This is a genomic window from Aureimonas altamirensis (assembly GCF_001463885.1).
GTDB lineage: Bacteria > Pseudomonadota > Alphaproteobacteria > Rhizobiales > Rhizobiaceae > Aureimonas > Aureimonas altamirensis.
In genome coordinates, this window is sequence record NZ_BBWQ01000001.1 from 259,765 (window position 1) to 281,405 (window position 21,641).

General features: G+C 66.3%; 24 protein-coding genes and 1 other RNA gene. 16 read left to right on the forward strand and 9 right to left on the reverse strand.

Annotation, left to right across the window (positions count from 1 at the left end; genetic code table 11):
* Positions 1-50: 50 nt before the first annotated feature.
* From AUL31_RS01190 to AUL31_RS01200, 3 genes are all read right to left on the reverse strand, one after another.
* Complete coding sequence (locus tag AUL31_RS01190) at positions 51-2,573, reverse strand: ligase-associated DNA damage response DEXH box helicase (protein WP_060600172.1); 2,523 nt, start codon at positions 2,571-2,573, stop codon at positions 51-53.
* Between the two features lie 36 nt (positions 2,574-2,609).
* Positions 2,610-3,284: a YitT family protein gene (locus AUL31_RS01195; RefSeq protein WP_060600174.1), complete on the reverse strand. Its 675-nt coding sequence runs from the start codon at positions 3,282-3,284 to the stop codon at positions 2,610-2,612.
* A 63-nt stretch (positions 3,285-3,347) separates the two neighbouring features.
* Complete coding sequence (locus tag AUL31_RS01200; RefSeq protein WP_060600176.1) at positions 3,348-4,256, reverse strand: class I SAM-dependent DNA methyltransferase; 909 nt, start codon at positions 4,254-4,256, stop codon at positions 3,348-3,350.
* Positions 4,257-4,351: 95 nt separating this feature from the next.
* On the opposite strand from AUL31_RS01200, the gene AUL31_RS01205 reads away from it, so the two are divergent.
* Positions 4,352-5,365 carry a ligase-associated DNA damage response exonuclease gene (locus AUL31_RS01205; protein WP_060600179.1) on the forward strand — a complete coding sequence of 338 codons (1,014 nt, stop codon included), beginning with the start codon at positions 4,352-4,354 and terminating at the stop codon, positions 5,363-5,365.
* Here the strand turns inward: AUL31_RS01205 and AUL31_RS01210 are convergent.
* The 4 genes from AUL31_RS01210 to gap form a co-directional block, all read right to left on the reverse strand.
* Entirely contained in the window at positions 5,344-6,117 is a 774-nt protein-coding gene (locus tag AUL31_RS01210) for an SGNH/GDSL hydrolase family protein (RefSeq protein WP_060600181.1), read from the reverse strand. The genes AUL31_RS01205 and AUL31_RS01210 overlap by 22 nt on opposite strands.
* Before the next feature lie 112 nt (positions 6,118-6,229).
* On the reverse strand, positions 6,230-7,423 hold the full coding sequence (locus tag AUL31_RS01215) for a phosphoglycerate kinase (protein ID WP_060600183.1): 1,194 nt from the start codon (positions 7,421-7,423) through the stop codon (positions 6,230-6,232).
* A 23-nt stretch (positions 7,424-7,446) separates the two neighbouring features.
* Complete coding sequence (locus tag AUL31_RS01220; protein ID WP_060600185.1) at positions 7,447-8,016, reverse strand: putative glycolipid-binding domain-containing protein; 570 nt, start codon at positions 8,014-8,016, stop codon at positions 7,447-7,449.
* 2 nt (positions 8,017-8,018) lie between these two features.
* Positions 8,019-9,032 carry a type I glyceraldehyde-3-phosphate dehydrogenase gene (gap, locus tag AUL31_RS01225; RefSeq protein ID WP_060600187.1) on the reverse strand — a complete coding sequence of 338 codons (1,014 nt, stop codon included), beginning with the start codon at positions 9,030-9,032 and terminating at the stop codon, positions 8,019-8,021.
* A 380-nt stretch (positions 9,033-9,412) separates the two neighbouring features.
* On the opposite strand from gap, the gene AUL31_RS01230 reads away from it, so the two are divergent.
* The 4 genes from AUL31_RS01230 (at position 9,413) to AUL31_RS01245 (ending at position 10,935) form a co-directional block, all read left to right on the forward strand.
* The gene (locus AUL31_RS01230; RefSeq protein ID WP_060600495.1) at positions 9,413-9,691 is read left to right on the forward strand and encodes a DUF4164 family protein; all 279 of its coding nucleotides are present in this window, start codon (positions 9,413-9,415) and stop codon (positions 9,689-9,691) included.
* Between the two features lie 42 nt (positions 9,692-9,733).
* A complete protein-coding gene (locus tag AUL31_RS01235) occupies positions 9,734-10,093 on the forward strand; it encodes a cell division protein ZapA (RefSeq protein WP_060600189.1) in 360 nt (119 codons plus the stop codon).
* A 55-nt stretch (positions 10,094-10,148) separates the two neighbouring features.
* A non-coding RNA gene (ssrS, locus tag AUL31_RS01240) (6S RNA) lies at positions 10,149-10,306 on the forward strand.
* A gap of 50 nt (positions 10,307-10,356) precedes the next feature.
* The gene (locus AUL31_RS01245; protein WP_060600191.1) at positions 10,357-10,935 is read left to right on the forward strand and encodes a 5-formyltetrahydrofolate cyclo-ligase; all 579 of its coding nucleotides are present in this window, start codon (positions 10,357-10,359) and stop codon (positions 10,933-10,935) included.
* Here AUL31_RS01245 and AUL31_RS01250 read toward each other — a convergent pair.
* On the reverse strand, positions 10,889-11,470 hold the full coding sequence (locus tag AUL31_RS01250) for a CAP domain-containing protein (RefSeq protein WP_159439776.1): 582 nt from the start codon (positions 11,468-11,470) through the stop codon (positions 10,889-10,891). The two genes, AUL31_RS01245 and AUL31_RS01250, sit on opposite strands and share 47 nt — an antisense overlap.
* A gap of 61 nt (positions 11,471-11,531) precedes the next feature.
* On the opposite strand from AUL31_RS01250, the gene AUL31_RS01255 reads away from it, so the two are divergent.
* Together AUL31_RS01255 and AUL31_RS01260 are read left to right on the forward strand one after the other, a co-directional pair.
* Complete coding sequence (locus AUL31_RS01255; RefSeq protein WP_060600197.1) at positions 11,532-12,353, forward strand: TIGR00282 family metallophosphoesterase; 822 nt, start codon at positions 11,532-11,534, stop codon at positions 12,351-12,353.
* An 81-nt stretch (positions 12,354-12,434) separates the two neighbouring features.
* Positions 12,435-13,184 (forward strand): YebC/PmpR family DNA-binding transcriptional regulator, encoded by a 750-nt coding sequence (locus AUL31_RS01260; protein WP_060600200.1) that lies wholly within the window; start codon positions 12,435-12,437, stop codon positions 13,182-13,184.
* Positions 13,185-13,196: 12 nt separating this feature from the next.
* On the opposite strand, the gene AUL31_RS01265 is transcribed toward AUL31_RS01260, so the two are convergent.
* Entirely contained in the window at positions 13,197-14,270 is a 1,074-nt protein-coding gene (locus AUL31_RS01265) for a serine hydrolase domain-containing protein (RefSeq protein WP_060600202.1), read from the reverse strand.
* 138 nt (positions 14,271-14,408) lie between these two features.
* On the opposite strand from AUL31_RS01265, the gene ruvC reads away from it, so the two are divergent.
* The 9 genes from ruvC to pal all read left to right on the forward strand — a co-directional run bounded on the left by ruvC (position 14,409) and on the right by pal (position 21,563).
* Complete coding sequence (gene ruvC / locus AUL31_RS01270; protein WP_060600497.1) at positions 14,409-14,972, forward strand: crossover junction endodeoxyribonuclease RuvC; 564 nt, start codon at positions 14,409-14,411, stop codon at positions 14,970-14,972.
* A complete protein-coding gene (gene ruvA, locus AUL31_RS01275; protein WP_060600205.1) occupies positions 14,969-15,589 on the forward strand; it encodes a Holliday junction branch migration protein RuvA in 621 nt (206 codons plus the stop codon). Before ruvC ends, ruvA begins: the two co-directional genes overlap by 4 nt.
* A complete protein-coding gene (ruvB, locus tag AUL31_RS01280) occupies positions 15,586-16,626 on the forward strand; it encodes a Holliday junction branch migration DNA helicase RuvB (RefSeq protein ID WP_060600207.1) in 1,041 nt (346 codons plus the stop codon). Before ruvA ends, ruvB begins: the two co-directional genes overlap by 4 nt.
* Entirely contained in the window at positions 16,623-17,081 is a 459-nt protein-coding gene (gene ybgC, locus AUL31_RS01285) for a tol-pal system-associated acyl-CoA thioesterase (protein ID WP_060600210.1), read from the forward strand. Before ruvB ends, ybgC begins: the two co-directional genes overlap by 4 nt.
* A 215-nt stretch (positions 17,082-17,296) precedes the next feature.
* Positions 17,297-18,013, forward strand: coding sequence for a protein TolQ (gene tolQ, locus AUL31_RS01290; protein ID WP_060600213.1), 717 nt, complete (start codon positions 17,297-17,299; stop codon positions 18,011-18,013).
* A gap of 27 nt (positions 18,014-18,040) precedes the next feature.
* The gene (tolR, locus tag AUL31_RS01295) at positions 18,041-18,487 is read left to right on the forward strand and encodes a protein TolR (protein ID WP_039191823.1); all 447 of its coding nucleotides are present in this window, start codon (positions 18,041-18,043) and stop codon (positions 18,485-18,487) included.
* 10 nt (positions 18,488-18,497) lie between these two features.
* Entirely contained in the window at positions 18,498-19,526 is a 1,029-nt protein-coding gene (locus AUL31_RS01300; RefSeq protein WP_060600215.1) for a hypothetical protein, read from the forward strand.
* A gap of 76 nt (positions 19,527-19,602) precedes the next feature.
* Positions 19,603-20,913, forward strand: a complete 1,311-nt coding sequence (gene tolB, locus AUL31_RS01305; protein WP_060600217.1) for a Tol-Pal system beta propeller repeat protein TolB — start codon at positions 19,603-19,605, stop codon at positions 20,911-20,913.
* 119 nt (positions 20,914-21,032) lie between these two features.
* Positions 21,033-21,563 carry a peptidoglycan-associated lipoprotein Pal gene (gene pal / locus AUL31_RS01310; RefSeq protein ID WP_039191830.1) on the forward strand — a complete coding sequence of 177 codons (531 nt, stop codon included), beginning with the start codon at positions 21,033-21,035 and terminating at the stop codon, positions 21,561-21,563.
* The last annotated feature ends 78 nt before the right edge of the window (positions 21,564-21,641 follow it).

The following is a 21,641-nucleotide window of genomic DNA, read 5'->3' on the forward strand; positions in this document are numbered from 1 at the left end:
CGTTGCGTTAACCATACCGGATTTGCGGCTCAAGTGAGGGCGGGCGCGCGTCACCCGAGTGCCTGTGCCACGAGCTCGGCCTCCACGACCTCGCGCAGGACTTCGTCCCGTGCTTCGCCCTCGACGCGCTCGCGGCCGATCTCCAGCATGATCGGCACGGCCAGCGGCGATATCTGGTCCAGGTCGCGGTGCACGATATGGTGGCGGATGCGGCCCAGGAGGTCCGAGACGCGGCGCACGTCGAGCAGGCCGGTGGCCGCGTCCTCCCAGGTCGCGCGCAGCAGGATATGGTCCGGCTCGTGGCCGCGCAGCACGTCGTAGATGAGGTCGGCCGAAACGGTAACCTGCCGCCCCGTCTTTTCCGTGCCGGTTTGCCGGCGGTGGATAAGCCCGGAAATTTCGGCGCACTGGCGGAAGGTGCGCTTGAGCAGCCAGGAATCGGCCATCCAGTCTTCGAGGTCGTCGCCGAGCATGTCCTCGTCGAAGAGGTCGGCCAGATCCAACCGGCCGCTGCGGATCATCTGGCCCATGTCGGCGGCGCCCCAGATCGACAGCGAATAATCGGTGGCGACGAAGCCCAGCGGCTTGGCGCGGGCGCGTTCCAGGCGCCGTGTCAGGAGCATGCCGAGCGTCTGGTGGGCAAGCCGCCCCTCGAACGGATAGGCGACAAGGTAAAAGCGGTTGCCGTTGGGAAAGGTCTCGATCAGCAGATCGTCCGGGCCGGGTATGAGGGACTTGGTCTTCTGGATTTCCAGCCAGGAGGACACTTGTTCCGGCAAGGCGCGCCAGCGCGCGGGATCGGCCAGCATCTCGCGCACGCGGGCGGCAAGGAAAGTGGTGAGCGGAAACTTGGAGCCGCCATAATAGGGTATCTTGGCTTCCTCGCCGTCGGGCGCCCTGGTGACGAGGCATTCCATCTCGTGGATACCCTCGAAGCGCAGCACCGTGCCGGCGAACAGGAACGTGTCGCCGGGCGACAGCGTCTCCAGGAAGTTTTCCTCAATCTGGCCCAGCACCGGCCCGCCGCGCGCGATGGCGGCGCGCGTGCGGCGCTTGATGACGCGCACTTTCAGGTTGTTGGCCTCGATGATCGTACCGGCGTTCAGGCGGTAATCCTGCGCGACGCGCGGATGCGTGATGCGCCAGGTGCCGTCCTCCGTCTGGCGGATGCGCGCATAGCGGTCGTACACCTTGAGCGCATAGCCGCCGGTTGCCACGAAATCCACGACACGGTCGAACGTCTCCCGGTCCAGCGAGGCATAGGGGGCTGCGCTGCGCACCTCCTCGAACAGGTCGTCCGCCAGAAAGGGCGCCGCAACGGCCATGCCCAGGACATGCTGCGCCAGAACGTCCAGCGCGCCGCTTCGCAGCGGCGGGGTGTCCTGGTCTCCCAGATAGTTGGCATCCAGCGCGGCCTGGCACTCCATGACCTCGAACCGGTTGGCCGGCACCAGGATGGCGCGCGACGGTTCGTCCATACGGTGGTTCGCGCGGCCGATGCGCTGGGCCAGACGGCTGGCACCCTTGGGCGCGCCGACATGGATGACGAGGTCGACATCGCCCCAGTCGATCCCGAGATCGAGCGTCGATGTGGCCACCACGGCGCGCAGCTGGTTGGCTGCCATGGCGCTTTCCACCTTGCGGCGCTGCTGCACGTCCAGCGAGCCGTGATGCAGCGCGATCGGCAGCGTTTCCTCGTTGATGCGCCAGAGATCCTGGAACAGGAGCTCGGCCTGGCTGCGCGTATTGACGAAAAGCAGCGTCGTCTTGTGCCGCCGCACGGCTTCGTAGATTTCGGGAATGGCGTAGCGCGCGCGGTGGCCCTGCCAGGGAATGCGCGTTTCGGATTGCAGGATCGTGATCTGCGGCCGCGCACCGCCCGCAACGGTGATGAGGTCGGCCATCGGCGCTTCGCTGCCGGGCCGCTGGCCGACGAGCCAGCTTTGCAGTTCGGCCGGTTCGGAAACGGTAGCTGAAAGCCCGATCGTCTGCAGGTCGGGACGCAGCTTGCGCAGCCGCGCCAGGCCCAGCGCCAGTAGATGGCCGCGCTTGGATGTCACGAGCGAGTGCAGCTCGTCGAAGATCACCATCTTCAAATCGGAAAAGAAGGCGTCCGCATCCTTGGAGGCGATCAGCAGCGCCAGTTGCTCCGGCGTCGTCAGGAGTATGTCCGGCGGACGCAGCTTCTGGCGTTGGCGGCGGTGCTGGCTGGTATCGCCGGTCCGCGTCTCGATCTCGATCCTCAGGCCCATCTCGTCCACCGGGGCAGCCAGGTTGCGCTGGATGTCGGTGGCGAGCGCCTTGAGGGGTGAAATGTAGAGCGTGTGTATGCCGGGCGCGCGGGTGCCGGGCTTGCGGGCCGTGCGGCGCGACAGATCCACAAGCGACGGCAGAAAGCCGGCCAGCGTCTTGCCGGCTCCGGTGGGTGCGATCAGCAGCACGGAGCGCCCGTTTTCGGCCAGGCCGAGAAGGTCGAGCTGGTGGGGACGCGGCGTCCAGCCCTTGCCGGCAAACCATGCGCGGATTGTTTCGGGCAGGCGCAGGCCGGAATCGTGGGTGGAGTGTATCGTCACCGCCTCAAGATAGGATCGGGCAGCGAAACCGCCAAGTCAGGTAGCGAGGTATCGATCGGTTCGGTGGTTGATCGCCAGGAAGGCGTTCAGCACGATGGCGCCCAGGACCGAATAGGCGATGGCCCTCGGCGATATGACGGCGAAAGACGTGGCCAGGACCAAAAGGTCGGTCGCCATCTGCGTGATGCCGGCGCGCCACCCCAGCCTGTCCTGAAGATAGACAGCAAGGATGCCGACGCCGCCCGCGCTGGCGCGATGGCGAAAAAGCGCCAGAAGCCCGAAGCCGACGAGGAGTCCGCCAAGGCAGGCGCCCAGCAGCGGCTGGATATGGTCGAAGCGCAGATAGGACGGCGCAACGGCCGTCATCAGCGACAGAAGCGCCACGCCGCAGGCCGTCTTGATGGTGAAGGCCCGGCCCATGCGGCCGACGGCGAGTGCGTAGAAGGGAAGATTGACCAGAAAGAACACCAGGCCGTAATTCCAGCCGCCGGCATAATGGATGACGAAGGCCAGCCCAGCCGTGCCGCCCGTCAGGAAACCGAGTGCGCCCAGCATCGACAGGCCAAGCGCGGTCAGCACCGTCCCCGCCAGGATGCCGCATGCGTCTTCCCATATCGTGTGCCGGGTGGGTGTCGCGCTCCAGTTGCCGAAGCGGTGGGCCCGCTGCGCTTCCTGAATGTCAGGCGGACGATCGGTATCCAGCGTCGCCATGCTCCACCTTTTCGCAAGTGCGAAGAGATTATAACGCAATGCACATTTATTCAATATGACCGGTCAGGCGGCGGTGCAGAGATAGAGCAGGCCGTGAACGTCCGCGCCCCTGTCCTGGCGGAGGACAGTCTTGCGCGCTTCCACGGCCCGCATCCCGGCTTTCGACAGTTCCGCTGCGACATAATCGGGCGCATGGGCGTAGCGCAGTGTCGGCTGCAGGCTGTAGCCCGTGCCCTCGCTTCCTGCCTCGACGGAGAAGACGAAGCGGCCGCCCGCCGCCATCAGCGAGCGAACCAGACCAAAAGCCGGTGCAAGGTCGCCGACATAGATGAGAACGTCGGCAGCCGTGATGAGATCGTAGCGGCGGGCGCGGATGTCTGCCGGCGGATCGCAGAGGTCGGCCTGATACAGGCTATCGTAAATATGCTTCTGCCGCGCATGCGACAGCATCCGATCCGACAGGTCGAGCCCGTCCAGCCGGCTGGCCCGCGCGCTGATCCTTTCTCCCATGAGGCCGGTTCCGCAGCCGAGATCGAGGATCGCGCCGAGCAGGCCGGCGCCGGCCAGCATCGACTCGATCGCCTCGGGAACGCCATAGGACAGCCTTTCCACCAGCGCCGTCTCGAAACGGTCGGCATACTGGTCGAAGAGGCCGGCCACGAAGGCCGGCGGCGGGCTGTCGGGAACGGGCGCGTGGCCGAGTGCGGCGAGCTTCAGCCCTGCGCCATAGACATCCTCCACCCCATCGGACACCAGCTCCCGATAGATGTCGGCGGCGGCATCGTGCTGCCCGGCACTTTCCAGATATTCACCGAGGCGAAGCCGGCCCAGCGGCCAGCGGGGCGCCAGCTCGAGCGCCTGGCGCATCAACTCCATCGCTGCCTGGACATCGCCTGACTGCGCGTAATGTTCTGCATATTCGGCACGGCGGTCGGCGCGCGCGTCGCCGGAGCGATGACGGTGTTGGAACACGGGCTCTGTCGAAAGAATTGACGTGATGCATATGGCGTGCGCGCGCTATCCAGCGCAAGCAATTTCAGATGGTCCGATCCGAACCGGGAGTGTGCATGGCGGCCTATGAGACCCTGCTGAGGCCGACGGAGGAGGGGCTGTATTGCCCACCCGGCGATTTCTATATCGATCCGGTGCGCCCCGTTGCCCGTGCGCTGGTGACGCACGGCCATGCCGACCACGCCCGACCGGGCAATGGCGCCGTGCTGGCGACGCGTCGCACGCTGGACATCATGGCGCTGCGCTACGGCGCGGACTTTACCGGCCAGCGGCAGGTGGCCGACTGGGGAACGCCGATCGCCATCGACGACGTTACCGTGACCTTCCATCCGGCCGGGCACGTGCTCGGCTCTGCCCAGATCGCCGTGGAGCACAAGGGCACCCGCATCGTCGCTTCCGGTGATTACAAGCGGACGGCGGACGCGACCTCCGAGCCCTTCGAGCCTGTGCCGTGCGACGTGTTCATTACCGAGGCGACCTTCGGGCTGCCGGTGTTCCGCCACCCGTCCGGCCGGCACGAGATCGGTCGGCTGCTGGAATCCCTGCGGCAATTTCCGGAGCGCGCGCATGTCGTGGGTGCCTATGCACTCGGCAAGGCGCAACGCGTCATCCGCATGATCCGCGACGAAGGATACGATGCCCCCATCTACATCCATGGGGCCCTGGTGCGCCTATGCGAGTATTATGCGCAGGAAGGGATAGATCTCGGTCCGCTGTTGCCGGCCACGCTCGGCAAGGGGCAGAAGGGCGAATTTGCCGGCGCCATCGTGGTGGGCCCGCCCTCGGCTTTTGCCGACCGCTGGGCGCGGCGCTTTCCCGATCCGGTCGCCTGTTTCGCCAGCGGCTGGATGCAGGTGCGCCAGCGGGCGCGCCAGCGCGGCGTGGAACTGCCGCTGATCATCTCCGACCATTGCGACTGGGACGAGTTGACCGACACCCTGTCGGAACTGAAGCCGGACGAAACCTGGGTCACCCACGGGCGGGAGGAAGCCCTGGTGCGCTGGTGCGAGCTGCAGGGCATGCGCGCACGCCCGCTGCACCTTGTGGGCTATGAGGACGAGGGCGATTGAGAGCCGGCCGACCCGGCGGTCGGCAGATTGATGGTGGCGTGGTCCCCGATCACATAGGAAACGAGATGGCCGGCGTAGTAAGCCGACCCCTCTGCCGAGGCGTGGAACCCGTCGCGTGAAAACCCCGCCGGCTCGACGCGCGGCAGGGTGATGGACGGGATCGCCCCGCGCTCGTGGCACAGGCGCGTCCCCAGCCGGCGGAACAGATCGGCCCGCATTTCCAGGACGGCGCCGATGCCGCGCGGAAGGGCGGGTACGCGGCGCATGTCCACCGGCGGCGACCAGACGATCCGGGCCTGCGGCCAGCGGGCCCGCAACGCGTAGAGAAGGCCGCCGAAGCCCTTCTTGAAGCGGCGCAGGCCATGGAAGTTCTTGACGTCGTTGGTGCCGACCATCAGCACGATGTGGGTGAAGGCCTCGCGGGCGATGTTGGGCACGACATAGTCGCGCAGTTCGGCCGACACCGCGCCATTGGAGCCGATCGCACGCCAGGCGACGGTCAGGCCCGAAACGGCATGGAGGCGCTCGGCCAGCCGCACGGCCAGGCTGTCTTCCATGCGGTCGACGCCGACGCCCGCGGCGGATGAATCGCCCAGCACCAGCAGCCGGATATGCGGGCTTTCGGCATGGGGGCCGAAATAGCCCGCCAAAGGCCCTTCCGGGGGACGCAGCCTTTCAATACGCCGGCGTATCCGGGCGCCCTGCCAGACGTAGACCGGAAACATCAGCCATGTGAGAAAGGCCTTCCACATCGGTGACTTCCTTTTTGGATCGATCGGCATGAAAACGGGGCCGGCAAGGCCGACCCCGACAGTATAGGCTTCATTTGCGTGACGGACGCATGAAACTTCCGTCAGGCGGACATCAGGCCTTCAGCGCGTCGACACCGGGCAGGGGCTTGCCTTCCATCCACTCAAGGAAGGCGCCGCCGGCCGTGGACACATAGGTGAACTCATCCACCACGCCCGCATGGTTGAGGGCCGAAACCGTATCGCCGCCGCCCGCCACCGACACGAGATGGGCGTTGCGTGTCCGCTCGGCCGCATGCTTGGCCGCCGCGACGGTGGCCGTATCGAACGGCGCGATCTCGAAGGCGCCGAGAGGACCGTTCCAGACCAGGGTGCGGGCCTTGGAGATCCACTCTTTTATCTGGCCGGTGCTGGCCGGCCCGAGATCCAGGATCATGGCGTCGTCCGGCACCTTGTCGACCGACACGGTCTCGCTCGGGGCGTTGGCCTTGAACTCACGCGCAACGACCGCATCCACCGGCAACAGCACGACGCAGCCCGACCCTTCGGCCGATTTCAGGATGGAGCGGGCGGTATCGGTGAGGTCGTGCTCGCAAAGGGATTTGCCGACATCCTTGCCCAGCGCGGCCAGGAAGGTATTGGCCATGCCCCCGCCGATGACGAGGCAGTTCACCTTGGTCACGAGGTTGGAGAGAAGGTCGATCTTGCTGGAAACCTTCGCGCCGCCGACGATGGCAACCACCGGGCGCGCCGGATCGCCCAGGCCCTTTTCGAGCGCGTCCAGCTCGGCCTGCATGGCGCGGCCGGCATAGGACGGAAGATGATGGGTGATGCCTTCCGTCGAGGCATGGGCGCGATGCGCCGCCGAGAATGCGTCGTCGACATAAAGATCGCCAAGGCTGGCGAGCTTTGCAGCGAAGCTGTCGTCGTTCTGCTCTTCTTCCGGGTGGAAGCGCGTGTTTTCCAGCAGCAGCACGTCGCCATCGGCCATGTTGGCGACGATGCCCTCGGGGATGGGGCCGACGCAGTCTTCCGCAAAGCCCACGGGCTTGCCCAGCTTGTCGGACAGCGCTTCCGCAACCGGCTCCAGCGACTGGGCCTTGTCGACCTTGCCCTTGGGGCGGCCGAAATGCGCAAGCAGAATGACCTTGCCGCCTTTGCCTGCGATCTCGCGGATGGTTGGCAGCACCCGGTCGATGCGTGTCGTATCGCTTATGCGGCCGTCCTGCATGGGCACGTTCAGGTCCACGCGGACAAGAACGCGCTTGCCCGCCAGGTCGACGTCGTCCAGCGTCTTGAAAAGGGTCATGCGTTCCTCCGTCGGGCCCGGCCTCAGCCGCCGAGCCGCTTGAACAAGGTGGGGTAGTCGAGCACCAGCCCGTCCTCGTCGACGGGCAGGTCCGCGGTAAATGTCCGGTCCGCCGCCTGGTAGCGATACAGGCGTGCGGGCGTCAGGCAGGTATAGCGCTGGCGGTCCACGACCGGCTCGAAGCTGTCGAACGGTACGTAGACCATGGACAACTCGACCGTGCCGTGGTCGGGCGTCAGCCCCAGCCTGCGGATGGGCAGCGTATTGGTGAAGGGCGTTCCGGCCAGATCGACGTCGATGCAACCGGCAAGGTCGGGCAGCGGCGTGCCGTCGGCCTTGCGCCAGTTGCCGCTGCCGTCGGACTCGAGCGCAAGCCGGCGGCCATCCGTGACCGCCAGCCCGAGGCGGCGTACCGTCCAGCCGGCATCGCAATCGATCCGGTAGGAGACGCCGTAGGTCTTGCCACCGCGCGCGCCGATGACCACGCCGCGCGCCGTGACGCCGCCGGCGGCGGGCCGCAGACTGAGCTGCTCCAGCCCGTCTCCGTCGAGCGGGCGCCAGCGGACGTCACATGCGCGCGGCGGGGCAAACATGATCAGGCCTTGGCAAGCGCCACGGCTGTATCGGACATGCGGTTGGAGAAGCCCCACTCATTGTCGTACCAGGACAGGATGCGCACCAGCGTGCCGTCCATCACCTTGGTCTGATCCATGTGGAAGACCGAGGAATGGGCGTCGTGGTTGAAGTCGTGGCTGACATTGGGGAAGTCGGTGTAACCGAGGATGCCCTGGAGCGGTCCGTCGGCCGCGGCCCGGATGGCCTGCTGCACCTCTTCCACCGTGGTGGCGCGCTTGGCGACGAACTTGAAGTCCACCACCGAGACATTCGGCGTCGGCACGCGGATGGCGACGCCATCCAGCCGGCCCTTGAGCTCGGGCAGCACCAGCGAGACGGCCTTGGCCGCACCGGTGGAGGTGGGGATCATCGAAAGCGCCGCCGCGCGGCCGCGATACAGATCCTTGTGCATCGTATCCAGCGTCGGCTGGTCGCCCGTATAGGAGTGGATCGTGGTCATGAAGCCCTTGTCGATGCCGATGGCGTCGTTGAGGACCTTGGCCACCGGGGCAAGGCAGTTGGTGGTGCACGATGCGTTGGAGATGATCTTGTCGTCGCCGTTCAGCGTGTGGTGGTTGACGCCGTACACGATCGTCTTCTCGGCACCGGCGGTGCCGGACAGCGGACCGGAGATCAGCACCTTGCGGGCGCCGGCCTCGAGATGCGCGCCGGCCTTCGCCGGATCGGTGAAGATGCCGGTGCACTCCATCGCGACATCGATGCCCAGCTCTTTCCAGGGCAGGTTCTTCGGGTCGCGCTCGGCGGTAACGCGGATCGGGCCGCGCCCGACGTCGATCGTGTCGCCGTCTACCTTGACCTCGCCGGGGAAGCGTCCGTGCACGGAGTCGAAGCGGATCAGGTGCGCATTCGTCTCGACCGGGCCGAGATCGTTGATGGCGACCACCTCGATATCGGTCCTGCCCGATTCGACGATCGCCCGAAGCACGTTGCGACCGATGCGGCCAAATCCGTTGATGGCGACGCGAATTGCCATTTCTGTCCTCCTTGGGAACCTTCGCCCCGATAAACCGGAGCCTGCCGGCGCAGTGGATGGCCGGCCCGTAGCGCCAAGCTTCTTAGAGCATTCGAGCGCCGGGTGGGAACCAAAATTGCGGGTTTTTCTGGGCTCGCAGCGGAAAAAAGCAGCGCCCCTTTCATTCAACCGATTAGGAGGCGCCGTGCGGAAAGCCTGACTTATTCCGGCCTTTTGCCGCATTTACCGCGTCCAAGGGCCGTCCAAAAGAATCGCTTGTCGCAAGGGCGTGCTTCTCATCGCGGCTCAGGTGATTTACAAATCTGCCATTGGCTTGTTGCCCGGCATTCATGAAGGCCTTCGGCCACGACGCCGCGGGCATGAGGGGGTATTTGACGCACATGGAGGACCAGACGACGCTGGCGGGCGCCTCAGCACGATTGCAGAGAGCGTTGGAGCGCCTCGAGCAGGCCAGCGACACGGTCATCGAAAACGGCGCTTCCATGACAGTCGACGAGGAAATCCAGCGCATGACAGCCGACCGCGGTCGCCTTGCGGGGGAACTGGATGCCTGCATGCTGAAGGCCGGACGCCTGGAAGAGGCGAACCGCGAGGTCTCCCGGCGGCTCGTGGCCGCCATGGAGGCGATCCGGCAGGTGATGGAACAGAGGCGCGGCTGACGGCACGGCCGCACAGCGTCCTATGCGTAACGGGGGATGACGATGCCACAGATCGTGGTGACCATCGACGGCAAGGCCTATCGCATGGCCTGCGCGGAGGGGGAGGAAGACCATCTTCTGTCGCTCGGCGCAAAGCTGGACGAGCGCGTCGTGGAGCTGCGGTCCAGCTTCGGCGAGATCGGAGACCAGCGCCTGACCGTGATGGCCGCCATCATGACGATGGACGAGCTATCCGAAACCAAGGCCCGCCTGTCGGCGCTCGAATCCGAGATGGCATCGCTGCGCGATGCCCAGGATAAAACGCGGAACGGCCGGGAAGTGCTGATCGAAACCATGAACGGCATGTCGGAAGCCATCGAGCGCGTGGCGCTGAAGCTGGAGAGGGCCGGCGAAAAACGATGATCGTCGGCAACGCACCCACTGGCAAGCTGGCGACTACACCTCTATATTGGCTGGTGACGGGCTGCACGGTGCGACAGGGATAACTTTTCCTCGGGGCCTTAGTCATTCCGAAGGGAGCTGTCCCTGCCTTGGTCCGTGGACTGGGGCACACGGCGCCCACCTACTCTGTAGGTTCCCGGGATCGACTTTCTCATCGGCCGAGGTGGCTCGTCACTTCCTCATTTTTTCCCATCCGACAATGGTCATGCGGCGTGCGGCAATCCTTGCGTGAAGAAAAGGCGATCGTCCGTGAGCTCGGCCTTCGACGCCGCGACGCCCTGTCCATTGCAGCACGGGCCGCAGCATCCGCCGCCATCAACGACCGTATTCTCTCCGTGCTCGCCGATCGCCCGACCGTGTCGGCGGCGGGCTATCTGCCGATCCGCTCGGAAGTCGATCCGCGGCCTGCGATGGCCGCGCTTGCGGCACGCGGCATCGCCGTGGCCGTACCCGCCATCGTGAATGCCGATCTGGTGTTCCGCCGCCTTGACGGCACCGAGGGCATGGAGCGGCAGGGCTTCGGCACCTATGCCCCGGGCGCCGGCGCGGAGCAGCTCGATCCGGACCTTCTGATCGTTCCCCTGGCCGCCTTCGACCTGGCGTGCGGGCGCTGCGGTTACGGCAAAGGCTTCTACGACAGGGCCATCGCCCGCCTGGCGCAAGGCGGCAGGCTTTTGACGATCGGCGTCGCCTTCGACGCCCAGCGTGTAGACCATGTGCCGATGGAGGCGCATGACCGCACGCTGGACATGATCGTTACGGAAAGCGCAGTACACCGCCCGTCGACAGCACCTGGCCCCTGAAGGCCACGCCACCGGCCGGAGCCTGCGGCCGTGGTGCGGCAAACACCTGCGCCCAATAGTTGCGGCCGCCATCGGCCCGCCGCGCCCCGGCAAAGCCGATATGCACGATGTTGGGGTTCAACAGGTTTTTCCGGTGTCCGGGCGACCCGATCCAGCCACGCATGGCGGCTTCGTAGTCGGCATATCCCCGACCGATATTCTCCGCGGTCGTCGACCATTCGTAGCCGGCCGCCGAGACGCGACCGGGCAGGCGTCCGCCGGCGGTATGGCTGAGCGCGTCGGAGGCGGCCATCGCTTCGGCCTGGATGCGTGCGGCCTGCATCAGCCGCCCATCGATGGACAGGGGCGGCAGGCCGTTGGAGGCACGAAACCGGTTGACGCTGGCCAATGCCGCGCCGTCCGCGATGGGCAGCGCAACCGTGTTCGACCCGCTTGCCATCGGCCCCGCACAGCCGACAAGGGCGGCGGCACAGCCCGCCAGTAAGAAGGCGCGACGCGACATGCCGCCGAACGCCGCCAAATCTGCTTCTTTCACGTTGCCTCCTATCTGGCGTACTGGAAGGCCAAGAATGACACGAATCGGGCAAGGGGGTGGCATGCGTTTTCTTTTCCTCGGCGACCTAGTGGGACGCAGTGGCCGCACCGTCGTCCTGGATCGGCTGCCCGGTCTCGTTTCGGACTGGAAGCTCGATTTCGTGGTGGTGAACGGCGAGAACGCGGCCGGCGGCTTCGGCGTTACTGAAGACATACTGGAGGCGACGCTGGAAGCCGGCGCCGACGTCATGACGACCGGCAACCACGTCTGGGACCAGCGCGAGGCTCTGGGCTTCGCAGGGCGCTACGACGCCTTCCTGCGGCCGGCCAACTATCCGCAGGGCACGCCGGGGCGCGGCAGTGGCCTGTTCATCGCCCGCAACGGCGCGCGCATCGTGGTGGCCAACATCATGGGGCGCGTCTTCATGTCGCCCGACCTGGACGATCCGTTCCGCTGCGCCGCAGACCTGGTCGAAGCCAGCCCGCTGGGCGAGCAGGCCGACGCCGTGATCGTGGATTTCCACGCCGAGGCCACCAGCGAAAAGCAGGCCATGGGACATTTCCTGGACGGGCGCGCCAGTGTCGTGGTGGGTACGCATACCCATGTGCCGACGGCGGATGCGCAGATTCTGGCGCACGGCACCGCATACCAGAGCGACGCCGGCATGTGCGGCGACTACGATTCATCGCTCGGGATGGACAAGGAAGAGCCGCTCAACCGCTTCGTGACAAAGGTGCCGCGCGGCCGCTTCGAGGCGGCGTCCGGCCCGGGCACGCTTTGCGGGCTGGCAGTGGAGATTTCGGATCGCACCGGGCTGGCCGAGCATGTGTCCCCGGTACGGCTTGGCCCGCGCCTTGCGCAATGCGTGCCGGACTTCTGGTAAGGGCGCCAACTTTACGCGGGCCCCGCGTTTTTTTATATGTCCGCCCAACCCAGTGCATAATCGACAAGAAACAGGTGCCAAATGGCCGGTCACTCACAATTCAAGAACATCATGCACCGGAAGGGGCGGCAGGATGCCGTCCGCTCCAAACTCTTCTCCAAGCTGGCGCGTGAAATCACCGTTGCGGCCAAGAGCGGGCTGGCCGATGCCGACATGAACCCGCGCCTGCGCCTGGCGATCAACAATGCCAAGGCGCAGTCCATGCCGAAGGACAATATCGAGCGCGCCATCAAGAAGGCCGCGGGCGGCGAGGGCGACAATTACGAGTCCGTCCGCTACGAGGGCTATGGGCCGGCGGGCGTGGCGGTGATCGTCGAGGCGCTGACCGACAACCGCAACCGGACCGCGTCCAACGTTCGGTCCTATTTCACCAAATCGGGCGGCGCCCTTGGCGAAACCGGTTCCGTCGCCTTCATGTTCGACCGTGTCGGCGAGATCGTCTATCCGGTTTCGGCCGGCGATGCGGACACCATCATGGAAGCGGCGATCGAGGCCGGCGCCGACGATGTCCAGTCGGACGAGGACGGCCACCGCATCATCACCGCCTTCGAGGATATCGGCGATGTCGCCAATGCCTTGGAGGCATCGCTGGGCGAGGCGGAAAGCGTCAAGGCCATCTGGCGCCCGCAGACCGGCGCGCCGGTGGACGAGGAAAAGGCGCAGTCTATCCTGCGGCTGATCGCCAACCTGGAAGACGACGACGACGTGCAGAACGTCTATGCCAATTTCGAAGTGGACGAAGAGGTCCTGGCGCGCCTGTCGGCCGCCTGAGGCGGGGCCGGCTCAGCCGGCCTCTCCACCCTCTGCCTGCATGGCGGCCTCGGCCGCCGGCACAACTTGCTCGGCCACGATTCGATGTAACTGGCGCACATAGCCGCTGCGGCCCGAGGGCTGGGATTCGTCCGACGTGATGGCGATGGTGAGCTCAAGGTCGGGGATGACGTAGATCATCTGGCCGCCATAGCCCCAGCCATAGGCGCCGTCATGGCCGGCGAAGCGGGACAGGAACCAGCCGTAGCCATAGGCTTCTCCGGTGAAGCGCGACCGGGTGCGCGGCGTCCAGCTTTCGTCGATCCAGCTTTGCGAGACGACGCGCCGGCCATCCGCATCCAGCCCGCCGCGCCGATATATCTCGCCGAAGGCCAGAAGGGCGCGCGGCGTCATGGCGGTCTGGTTGCCGCCAAGGTCGATCCCTTGCGGATCGCGCTCCCAACCCGAGACGGTGGCCCCGGCCGGAGACAGCCACTCCCGTGCAAGCTGTCGCGTGGGCTTGCCGCTGGCGCGCGTCAGGATCGCCGACAGAAGATGCGTCGAGCCGGTGGAATACAGCATCGTGCCGCCCGGCTCGTCCACGAAGGGGCGGGCCAGCGCATTGGAAACCCAGTTGCGGCTGGCGATCCACCCTCCGTAGTTGCTGCCCGAGGTGCGCTCCAGCCCGGCCTGCATGGACAGGAGATTGCCGATGGTGACATCGTCGAGGCGCGGATCGTGGTCGGCAGGGAACGAGCCGGACAGGACGCTTGCGATCTTCTGGTCGGTCCCCTCGAGAATGCCCTTGTCTATGGCAATGCCCACCAGGGCGGAAATGACCGACTTGGACGCCGACTTGATGTTGGTGGCTCGATCGGTCCGGTTGCCGCGGAACCCACGGTCGAGAACGATTTCGCCCTTGCGGGCGATCACCACGGTCTCCAGAGGTTGCAGCGCCTCGAAGGCGCCGGACAGATCGGCAATGCCGGGCGCCGCCACGAACGGCTTCGCCTCCCGCACGTCGTCCGGAACGGCATCCTGCGCGGCGGCGGCGAGGGGCGATGCCAAAAGGACGGCGATGGCGAGGCTGCGTATCGTCAGGTGCATGGGCGTCGTCCTTTGGCCAATCGCAACCGGGCATATGTTGCCTGTCGGGCGGCATTGCGACCGGCCGGACGAATGTTTCTCTTTTGTTCACTCTTGAGCTTTATCGAATCGGCCGATGTGCCTATGAATGGAGAAGATATGGTCGGCCCGAGGCAGGAGAGCGTCATTCGCATCATCGGCATCGATCCGGGGCTGCGTCGTACGGGCTGGGGTGTCGTCGAAACCCTTGGAAACAGCCTTCGTTTCGTGGATTCCGGTACCGTCACCTCCGACAACAGGCTCGATCTCGCCTCGCGCCTGCGGCAGCTTCACGACGGTCTGGCTGAGGTGATCCATCGCTTCGGCCCGCAGGAAGCCGCCGTCGAGCACACCTTCGTGAACAAGGACGCGACTGCCACACTGAAGCTCGGACAGGCGCGCGGCATCGCCATGCTGGTGCCGGCCCTTGCCGGCCTTCCGGTATCGGAATATGCCCCGAACGCGGTTAAGAAGGCGGTCATCGGTGTCGGCCATGGCGAGAAGACCCAGATCCATATGATGGTCAAGGTGCTGATGCCAAAGGCTGTTTTCGATACGGACGATGCCGCCGATGCGCTGGCCATCGCCATATGCCATACGCATCAACGCCAGTCGGCGACGGCGCGGCTTGCGGCAATGGAAGCGGCACGCGACAGGGGCGTTCCGGCAGGGGGCAGGGTTTGATCGGCAAACTCAAGGGTACGGTGGACGAGATCGCAGGTGACCATGTGGTGGTCGACGTCCATGGCGTCGGCTATGTCGCATTCTGCGGCGCACGCACTTTGTCGAACCTGCCCGGCATGGGCGAGGCGGTGACCCTTTTCATCGAGACCATCGTGCGTGAGGACATGATCCGCCTTTACGGCTTCTCCAGCGATGCGGAGCGCGGCTGGTTCCGCCTGCTGCAGAACGTGCAGGGCGTCGGGGCCAAGGTGGCCATGGCGGTGCTGAGCACGCTGTCGGCCGGCGACCTGGCCAACGCGGTGGCCCTGCAGGACAAGGCCATGGTGGCGCGCGCGCCGGGTGTCGGCCCCAAGGTGGCTGCACGCATCGTGGCGGAGTTGAAGGACAAGGCGCCGGCCTTCGCCACGGCCGGCGATATCGACGGCTTTGCCCTGAAGCGCGACCTCGGCGACGGCGTTGCCGCCGGGGCGGTGTCCGATGCCGTGTCGGCGTTGGTCAATCTGGGCTACGCCCGCGACCAGGCGGCCGGCGCCATCGCCAGCGCCGTGCGCGAGGCGGGCGAGGACGCGGAGTCCGCCCGGTTGATCCGCCTCGGCCTGAAGGCGCTTAGCCGATGAGCGACGCACGACGCCTCATTTCGCCCGACAGCCGCGGCGACGAAGACAACACGCTGCGGCCGCAGCGGCTGGAGGATTTCGTCGGGCAGGCGGCGGCGCGCGCCAATCTGAAAGTCTTCATCGAGGCGGCGAAGGCGCGCGGCGAGGCGCTGGACCATGTTCTCTTCGTCGGTCCGCCGGGCCTCGGCAAGACGACCCTGGCGCAGATCATGGCGCGCGAGCTGGGCGTCAACTTCCGCTCCACCAGCGGCCCCGTCATCGCCAAGGCCGGCGATCTGGCCGCGCTTCTGACCAATCTGGAAGAGCGCGACGTTCTCTTCATCGACGAGATCCACCGCCTCAATCCGGCGGTCGAGGAAATCCTCTATCCGGCGATGGAGGATTTCCAGCTCGACCTCATCATCGGCGAGGGGCCGGCCGCCCGCTCGGTGAAGATCGATCTGTCGCGGTTCACCCTGGTTGCGGCAACCACCCGCATCGGCCTTCTGACGACGCCGCTGCGGGACCGGTTCGGCATTCCGGTGCGGCTGAACTTCTACACGGTCGAGGAACTCGAACTCATCGTGCGGCGCGGCGCGCGGCTGATGGGGCTGGAGATGGCCGATGACGGCGCGCGCGAAATCGCGCGGCGCGCGCGCGGTACGCCGCGCATCGCCGGCCGGCTTCTGCGCCGCGTGCGCGACTTCGCCACCATGGCCGATGCCGCCCGGGTAGACCGCCGCGTGGCGGACGAGGCGCTGACCCGGCTGGAGGTGGACAGCCTGGGGCTGGATCCGCTGGACCGGCGCTATCTCGACCTCATCGCGCTGAATTTCGGGGGCGGCCCTGTCGGCATCGAGACGATCGCCGCCGCCCTTTCGGAGCCGCGCGACGCCATCGAGGATATCGTGGAGCCGTATCTTCTGCAGCAGGGCTTTATCCAGCGCACACCGCGCGGACGCCTTCTGACGGCCAATGCCTTCCGCCATCTCGGACTTGCCGTGCCGTCGACCTATCAGGGCGCCCAGTCCACCCTGTTCGACGAGCCGGATGCATGAGCGACGATACCGTCGTGCCCGGGCTTGCAGGAGAACTGACCCCGACGGGGCACCGCCTGATGGTGCGCGTCTATTTCGAGGATACGGACTTTTCGGGCGTCGTATATCACGCCCGGTACCTGCACTTCCTGGAGCGGGGACGCACGGATTACCTGCGTCTTCACGGAATCGGGCACGGGGAATTGATGGACGGCCGCTTCGGCGAGCAGATGGCCTTTGCCGTACGCCATATGGACATCGATTTTCTGCGGCCCGCCCGGATCGACGACATATTGAGCGTCGAGACTTCGACAACGCTTCTCGGCGGTGCGCGTGTGGTGCTGGGCCAACGGATCAGCCGTGGCGATACGCTTCTGGTGCAAGCGAAAGTCAAGGTTGCGGTGATTTCGCCGGAGGGCAAGCCCCGCCGCATGCCGTCTGCGGTGGCGCGTTTGTTAGGCGCACCCGAGGGTTGAAGGCCGGACGTGTAACGCGGCGTTAACCTTAACAAGCCCATAGTCGGCAGGCTGCTTCAGTCGCCTCTACGCCATTCTTTTACCTGATTCTATGGGTGAAAGGGCGGCTTGGGGGAAGGGGCGGTCGGACGCTTCGTGTCCGCCGCTTCAGGCAATTTTCAAGGAAAGCTCAGCCGCGCCTCGTGCGAGCCGCGGCCATTCGAGGGTCAAAGCACATGAACGAAGTCGCCCAGACGAGCCTTGCCGCGCAGGCTCACGGCGTCGGACTGATGGACCTGTTCTGGCAGGCCGGCATCATCGTCAAGCTTGTCATGCTCGGGCTTCTCGTCGCCTCCGTCTGGAGTTGGGCGATCATCTTCGACAAGGTGACGCGCTATGCCGCCTTCCGCCGCCAGTTGAACCAGTTCGAAAGCAATTTCTGGTCCGGCCAGTCTCTCGAAGAACTGTATCACACCCTGTCCGACCGCAAGACCAGCGGCATGGGCGCGCTGTTCGTCGCCGCCATGCGCGAATGGAAGAAGAGCTTCGAGAAGGGCGCCCGCTCGCCGATCGGCCTTCAGACCCGCATCGAAAAGGCCATGGACGTGTCCATCGCCCGCGAGGTCGAGGGACTGGAATCGCGCCTCGGCTTTCTCGCTTCCGTCGGCTCGGCCGCGCCCTTCGTCGGGCTGTTCGGCACGGTGGTCGGCATCATGACCTCGTTCCAGGCCATCGCCGCCTCCGAACAGACAAGCCTTGCGGTGGTTGCGCCCGGTATCGCCGAGGCGCTGCTGGCAACGGCCATCGGCCTCGTTGCCGCCATCCCGGCCGTCATCGCCTACAACAAGCTTTCGGCCGATGCCGGCAAGCTGGGCGCGCGCATGGAAACCTTCGCCGACGAGTTCTCCGCCATTCTTTCGCGGCAGATCGATGAGAAGATGGCGTCGCGCTGAGCGGGACCGGAACGGAGGACAAGCGACATGGCCATTTCCGGAATGCCCTCCGGCTCCAGCCGCGGCCGGCGCGGACGCGCAAAGCGCGCGCCGATGAGCGAAATCAACATGACGCCGATGGTCGACGTCATGCTGGTGCTGCTGATCATCTTCATGGTGTCCGCCCCGTTGATGACGGTGGGCGTGCCGCTTGACCTGCCCAAGACGCAGGCGCGGGCGCTGAACGCGGATACGCAGCCGATCACCATCGCCATCCAGGCGGACGGCAAGGTCTTCATCCAGGAAACGGAAGTCGAGCCCGAGGCCCTGGTGCCGCAACTGCAGGCCATTGCCCAGACGGGTTACGAGGAACGCATCTTCATCCGCGCCGACCAGGCCGCCGACTATGGCGCCGTCGCGCGTGTCATGGCGCGCATATCCGCCGCCGGCTACAGCAATATCGGGCTGGTGACGGCTCAGGAAACGCGGAGCTGAGCGCACCGCGATGAAATCCCTCGCCACATCAGCGGCCCTGCATACAGCTTTGCTGACGGCCATGCTCGTGTCGTTCGGCTCTCCACGGCCGCTCGACATGACGCAGGGCGAAGCGATGCCGGTCTCCGTGGTTCCCATCGAGGAGTACAGCCAGGTCGTGCAGGGCGAGGCCGATGCCGAGATGGCGGATACGCCCGCCCCGACGCCGACCGAGGCGCCCGAGCGCCTGCCCATGCCGGCCGAGAATATCGGCAACAACGAGGTAGACCTGGAAAGCGCGCCGCAGCCGGAAGCCGCCCCGCGCGAGACGGTGCAGACGGCGACCGCCGAGGCGCCGCCGCCGGAAGCGCCGCCGCAGCCGGCGGAGGAAGCACCGCCCCCGGCCGAGGAGCCGGAGCCGGCGCCCCAGCCGGAGACACCGGCCGAGGCCGAACCGGAGCCCGAACCGGCCCCGGTCGAGGAAGCCGCCGTGGAACCGGCGCCGCAACTGCCGCAGAACGTTCCGCTGCCGCAGGTGCGCCCGCAGCCGCCGCGCCCGCCCGAAACGCCGCGCCCGCAGCCGACACGCACCGCCGAGGCACAGCCAAAGCCGCGCGAAACCGCGAACGACACGCGCGAGCGCGAGTTCGATGCAGATGAGATCGCCGCGCTTCTGAACCGCGAGCAATCGGCAGGCGGCGGCGCGCGGCGCTCGCAACAGCAAGCGGCGCTGGGTGGCACCCACACGACGGGCGCGCGGCTGAGCCAGTCCGAATACGATGCCCTGCGCGGTCAGGTCAGCCGCTGCTGGTCGCCGCCATCGGGCGTGTCCGATGCCGGTTCGCTGCGCGTTTCGCTGCGGCTGCAACTGGATCAGTCGGGCCAGCTCATCGGTTTGCCCGAGATCATCGAGGGCGGCTCCGGATCGACCGCGCAGCGGGTTGCCGCCGAAGCCGCCGTGCGCGCCGTGCGGCGGTGTGCACCCTATTCGCTGCCGGCCGAGAAATACGACACGTGGAAAGACGTCACCTTCAACTTCGATCCGAGCCAGATGTTCTGAGGGCGCGCATGAGCCGAAACCGCAGCCCGAGCCAATCCACCCGAAATTCTTCCCGGAACCGGAGGGGTCCCGAGTCATGAAATCCATTCTAAAACCGATGCTGGCCATTCTTGCGCTGACCTTGAGCGGGGTGGCCATGACTGCGCCTGCCCGGGCGCAGGTGGAAATCGATATCACGCAGGGCAACGTCCAGCCGCTGCCGATCGCCCTGCCGGCATTCCAGTCGAGCAACCAGCTTGGCCAGCAGATCACCGAGGTCGTCTCGGCGGATCTGCGGCGCTCCGGCCTGTTTGCCCCTGTCGCGCCCGCCGCCTTCATCCAGAAGGATGCCGGGCCTGACGCGACCCCGCGCTTCCAGGACTGGACCGTCATCAACGCGCAGGCGCTCGTCGTCGGCCGCGTGACGCCCGAGGCGGACGGACGCCTGCGCGTCGAGTTCCGTCTTTGGGACACCTATGCCGGCCAGCAGCTCGACGGCCAGCAATTCTATGCCAACCCGGACAATTGGCGGCGCATCGCCCATATCATCTCAGACGCCATCTACGAGCGGCTGACCGGCGAAAAGGGCTATTTCGATACCCGAGTCGTGTTCGTCGACGAGACGGGCCCCAAGGACCAGCGGCGCAAGCGCCTTGCCATCATGGATCAGGACGGCGCCAATGTGCGCTACCTGACGCAGGGCAACGACCTGGTGCTGACGCCGCGCTTCTCGCCCAACCGGCAGGAAATCACCTACATGTCGTTCGGGCAGGGCGATCCACGCGTCTACCTGCTGCAGCTCGAAACGGGCCAGCGCGAGATCGTGGGCAATTTTCCCGGCATGACGTTCTCGCCGCGCTTCTCGCCCGATGGGCAGCGCGTCATCATGAGCCTGCAGCAGGACGGTTCCTCGAACATCTATGCGCTGGACCTGCGCTCGCGCGCGACGACGCGGCTGACATCCACCAATGCCATCGACACCTCGCCCTCCTATTCGCCGGACGGGTCCAAGGTTGTGTTCGAAAGCGATCGCGGCGGCCGGCCGCAGATCTATGTGATGGGCGCGGACGGCAGCGGGCAGACGCGCATCTCGTTCGGGCAGGGGTCCTATTCGACGCCGGTCTGGTCGCCGCGCGGCGACCTCATCGCCTTCACCAAGCAGACCGGTGGCCAGTTCCAGATCGGCGTCATGCGGCCGGACGGTTCGGGCGAGCGCATCCTCACCTCCGGCTTCCACAATGAGGGGCCGACCTGGGCCCCCAACGGCCGCGTGCTGATGTTCTTCCGCGACGAACGCGGTGGCGGTGGTCCGCAACTCTATTCGATAGACCTGACCGGCCGTAACGAGCAGCGGGTCGCCACGCCGAACTTCGGCTCCGATCCGGCGTGGTCGCCCTCGCTGGAATAGGCAATGCCATCCGGCGCCGCGTCTTCACGGACGCGGCGTCTTTTTTCATTGACCTTGCGTTAACTCCCGTAGGGTAAATGCAAGATCACCAGAATCGATCAAATTCGAAGGAGTCGGCCATGCGCCGCACAGATAGCCGCGTACCAATGGGCCGGATCGTATTGGCCCTCGTCGCCGCACTCGCACTTGCCGGTTGCGCCAAGAAGAACCAGGGCCTGCCGGACAATGCCGGTGGCCTCGGCCTTGGCGGCGCCGGTGGCTATGGCGCAGGCAGCGCCGCGCCGGGCACGCAGCAGGACTTCACCGTCAATGTCGGCGACCGCATCTTCTTCGATACGGATTCCACCTCCATCCGCGCCGACGCCCAGCAGACCCTGGCGCGCCAGGCCCAGTGGCTGAACCGCTACCCGAACTACCAGATCGTGGTGGAAGGCCATGCCGACGAACGCGGCACGCGCGAGTACAATCTGGCGCTCGGCGCCCGCCGTGCCGCCGCCACGCGCGACTATCTGGCAGCGCAGGGCGTGCAGCCGCAGCGCATGCGCACCATCTCCTACGGCAAGGAGCGCCCGGTCGCCGTTTGTGACGACATCTCCTGCTGGTCGCAGAATCGCCGTGCCGTCACGGTGCTGAGCGGCGCCGGAAGCTGATCGCCCGGCCGGTCTGCCCGCTGGCGCAGACGCAACACTCACGATGAAATGAGGCGGCCCCCATGGGGCCGCTTCGCG

Excerpts from the sequence above, each read along its gene's own strand:
- AUL31_RS01195 (WP_060600174.1), bottom strand. The coding sequence starts at position 3,284 with ATGGCGACGCTGGATACCGATCGTCCGCCTGACATTCAGGAAGCGCAG.
- AUL31_RS01205 (WP_060600179.1), top strand. The coding sequence starts at position 4,352 with ATGGCGGCCTATGAGACCCTGCTGAGGCCGACGGAGGAGGGGCTGTAT.
- AUL31_RS01210 (WP_060600181.1), bottom strand. The coding sequence starts at position 6,117 with ATGTGGAAGGCCTTTCTCACATGGCTGATGTTTCCGGTCTACGTCTGG.
- AUL31_RS01215 (WP_060600183.1), bottom strand. The coding sequence starts at position 7,423 with ATGACCCTTTTCAAGACGCTGGACGACGTCGACCTGGCGGGCAAGCGC.
- AUL31_RS01220 (WP_060600185.1), bottom strand. The coding sequence starts at position 8,016 with ATGTTTGCCCCGCCGCGCGCATGTGACGTCCGCTGGCGCCCGCTCGAC.
- gap (WP_060600187.1), bottom strand. The coding sequence starts at position 9,032 with ATGGCAATTCGCGTCGCCATCAACGGATTTGGCCGCATCGGTCGCAAC.
- AUL31_RS01230 (WP_060600495.1), top strand. The coding sequence starts at position 9,413 with ATGGAGGACCAGACGACGCTGGCGGGCGCCTCAGCACGATTGCAGAGA.
- AUL31_RS01235 (WP_060600189.1), top strand. The coding sequence starts at position 9,734 with ATGCCACAGATCGTGGTGACCATCGACGGCAAGGCCTATCGCATGGCC.
- AUL31_RS01255 (WP_060600197.1), top strand. The coding sequence starts at position 11,532 with ATGCGTTTTCTTTTCCTCGGCGACCTAGTGGGACGCAGTGGCCGCACC.
- AUL31_RS01260 (WP_060600200.1), top strand. The coding sequence starts at position 12,435 with ATGGCCGGTCACTCACAATTCAAGAACATCATGCACCGGAAGGGGCGG.
- AUL31_RS01265 (WP_060600202.1), bottom strand. The coding sequence starts at position 14,270 with ATGCACCTGACGATACGCAGCCTCGCCATCGCCGTCCTTTTGGCATCG.
- ruvC (WP_060600497.1), top strand. The coding sequence starts at position 14,409 with ATGGTCGGCCCGAGGCAGGAGAGCGTCATTCGCATCATCGGCATCGAT.
- ruvB (WP_060600207.1), top strand. The coding sequence starts at position 15,586 with ATGAGCGACGCACGACGCCTCATTTCGCCCGACAGCCGCGGCGACGAA.
- ybgC (WP_060600210.1), top strand. The coding sequence starts at position 16,623 with ATGAGCGACGATACCGTCGTGCCCGGGCTTGCAGGAGAACTGACCCCG.
- tolQ (WP_060600213.1), top strand. The coding sequence starts at position 17,297 with ATGAACGAAGTCGCCCAGACGAGCCTTGCCGCGCAGGCTCACGGCGTC.
- tolR (WP_039191823.1), top strand. The coding sequence starts at position 18,041 with ATGGCCATTTCCGGAATGCCCTCCGGCTCCAGCCGCGGCCGGCGCGGA.
- AUL31_RS01300 (WP_060600215.1), top strand. The coding sequence starts at position 18,498 with ATGAAATCCCTCGCCACATCAGCGGCCCTGCATACAGCTTTGCTGACG.
- tolB (WP_060600217.1), top strand. The coding sequence starts at position 19,603 with ATGAAATCCATTCTAAAACCGATGCTGGCCATTCTTGCGCTGACCTTG.
- pal (WP_039191830.1), top strand. The coding sequence starts at position 21,033 with ATGCGCCGCACAGATAGCCGCGTACCAATGGGCCGGATCGTATTGGCC.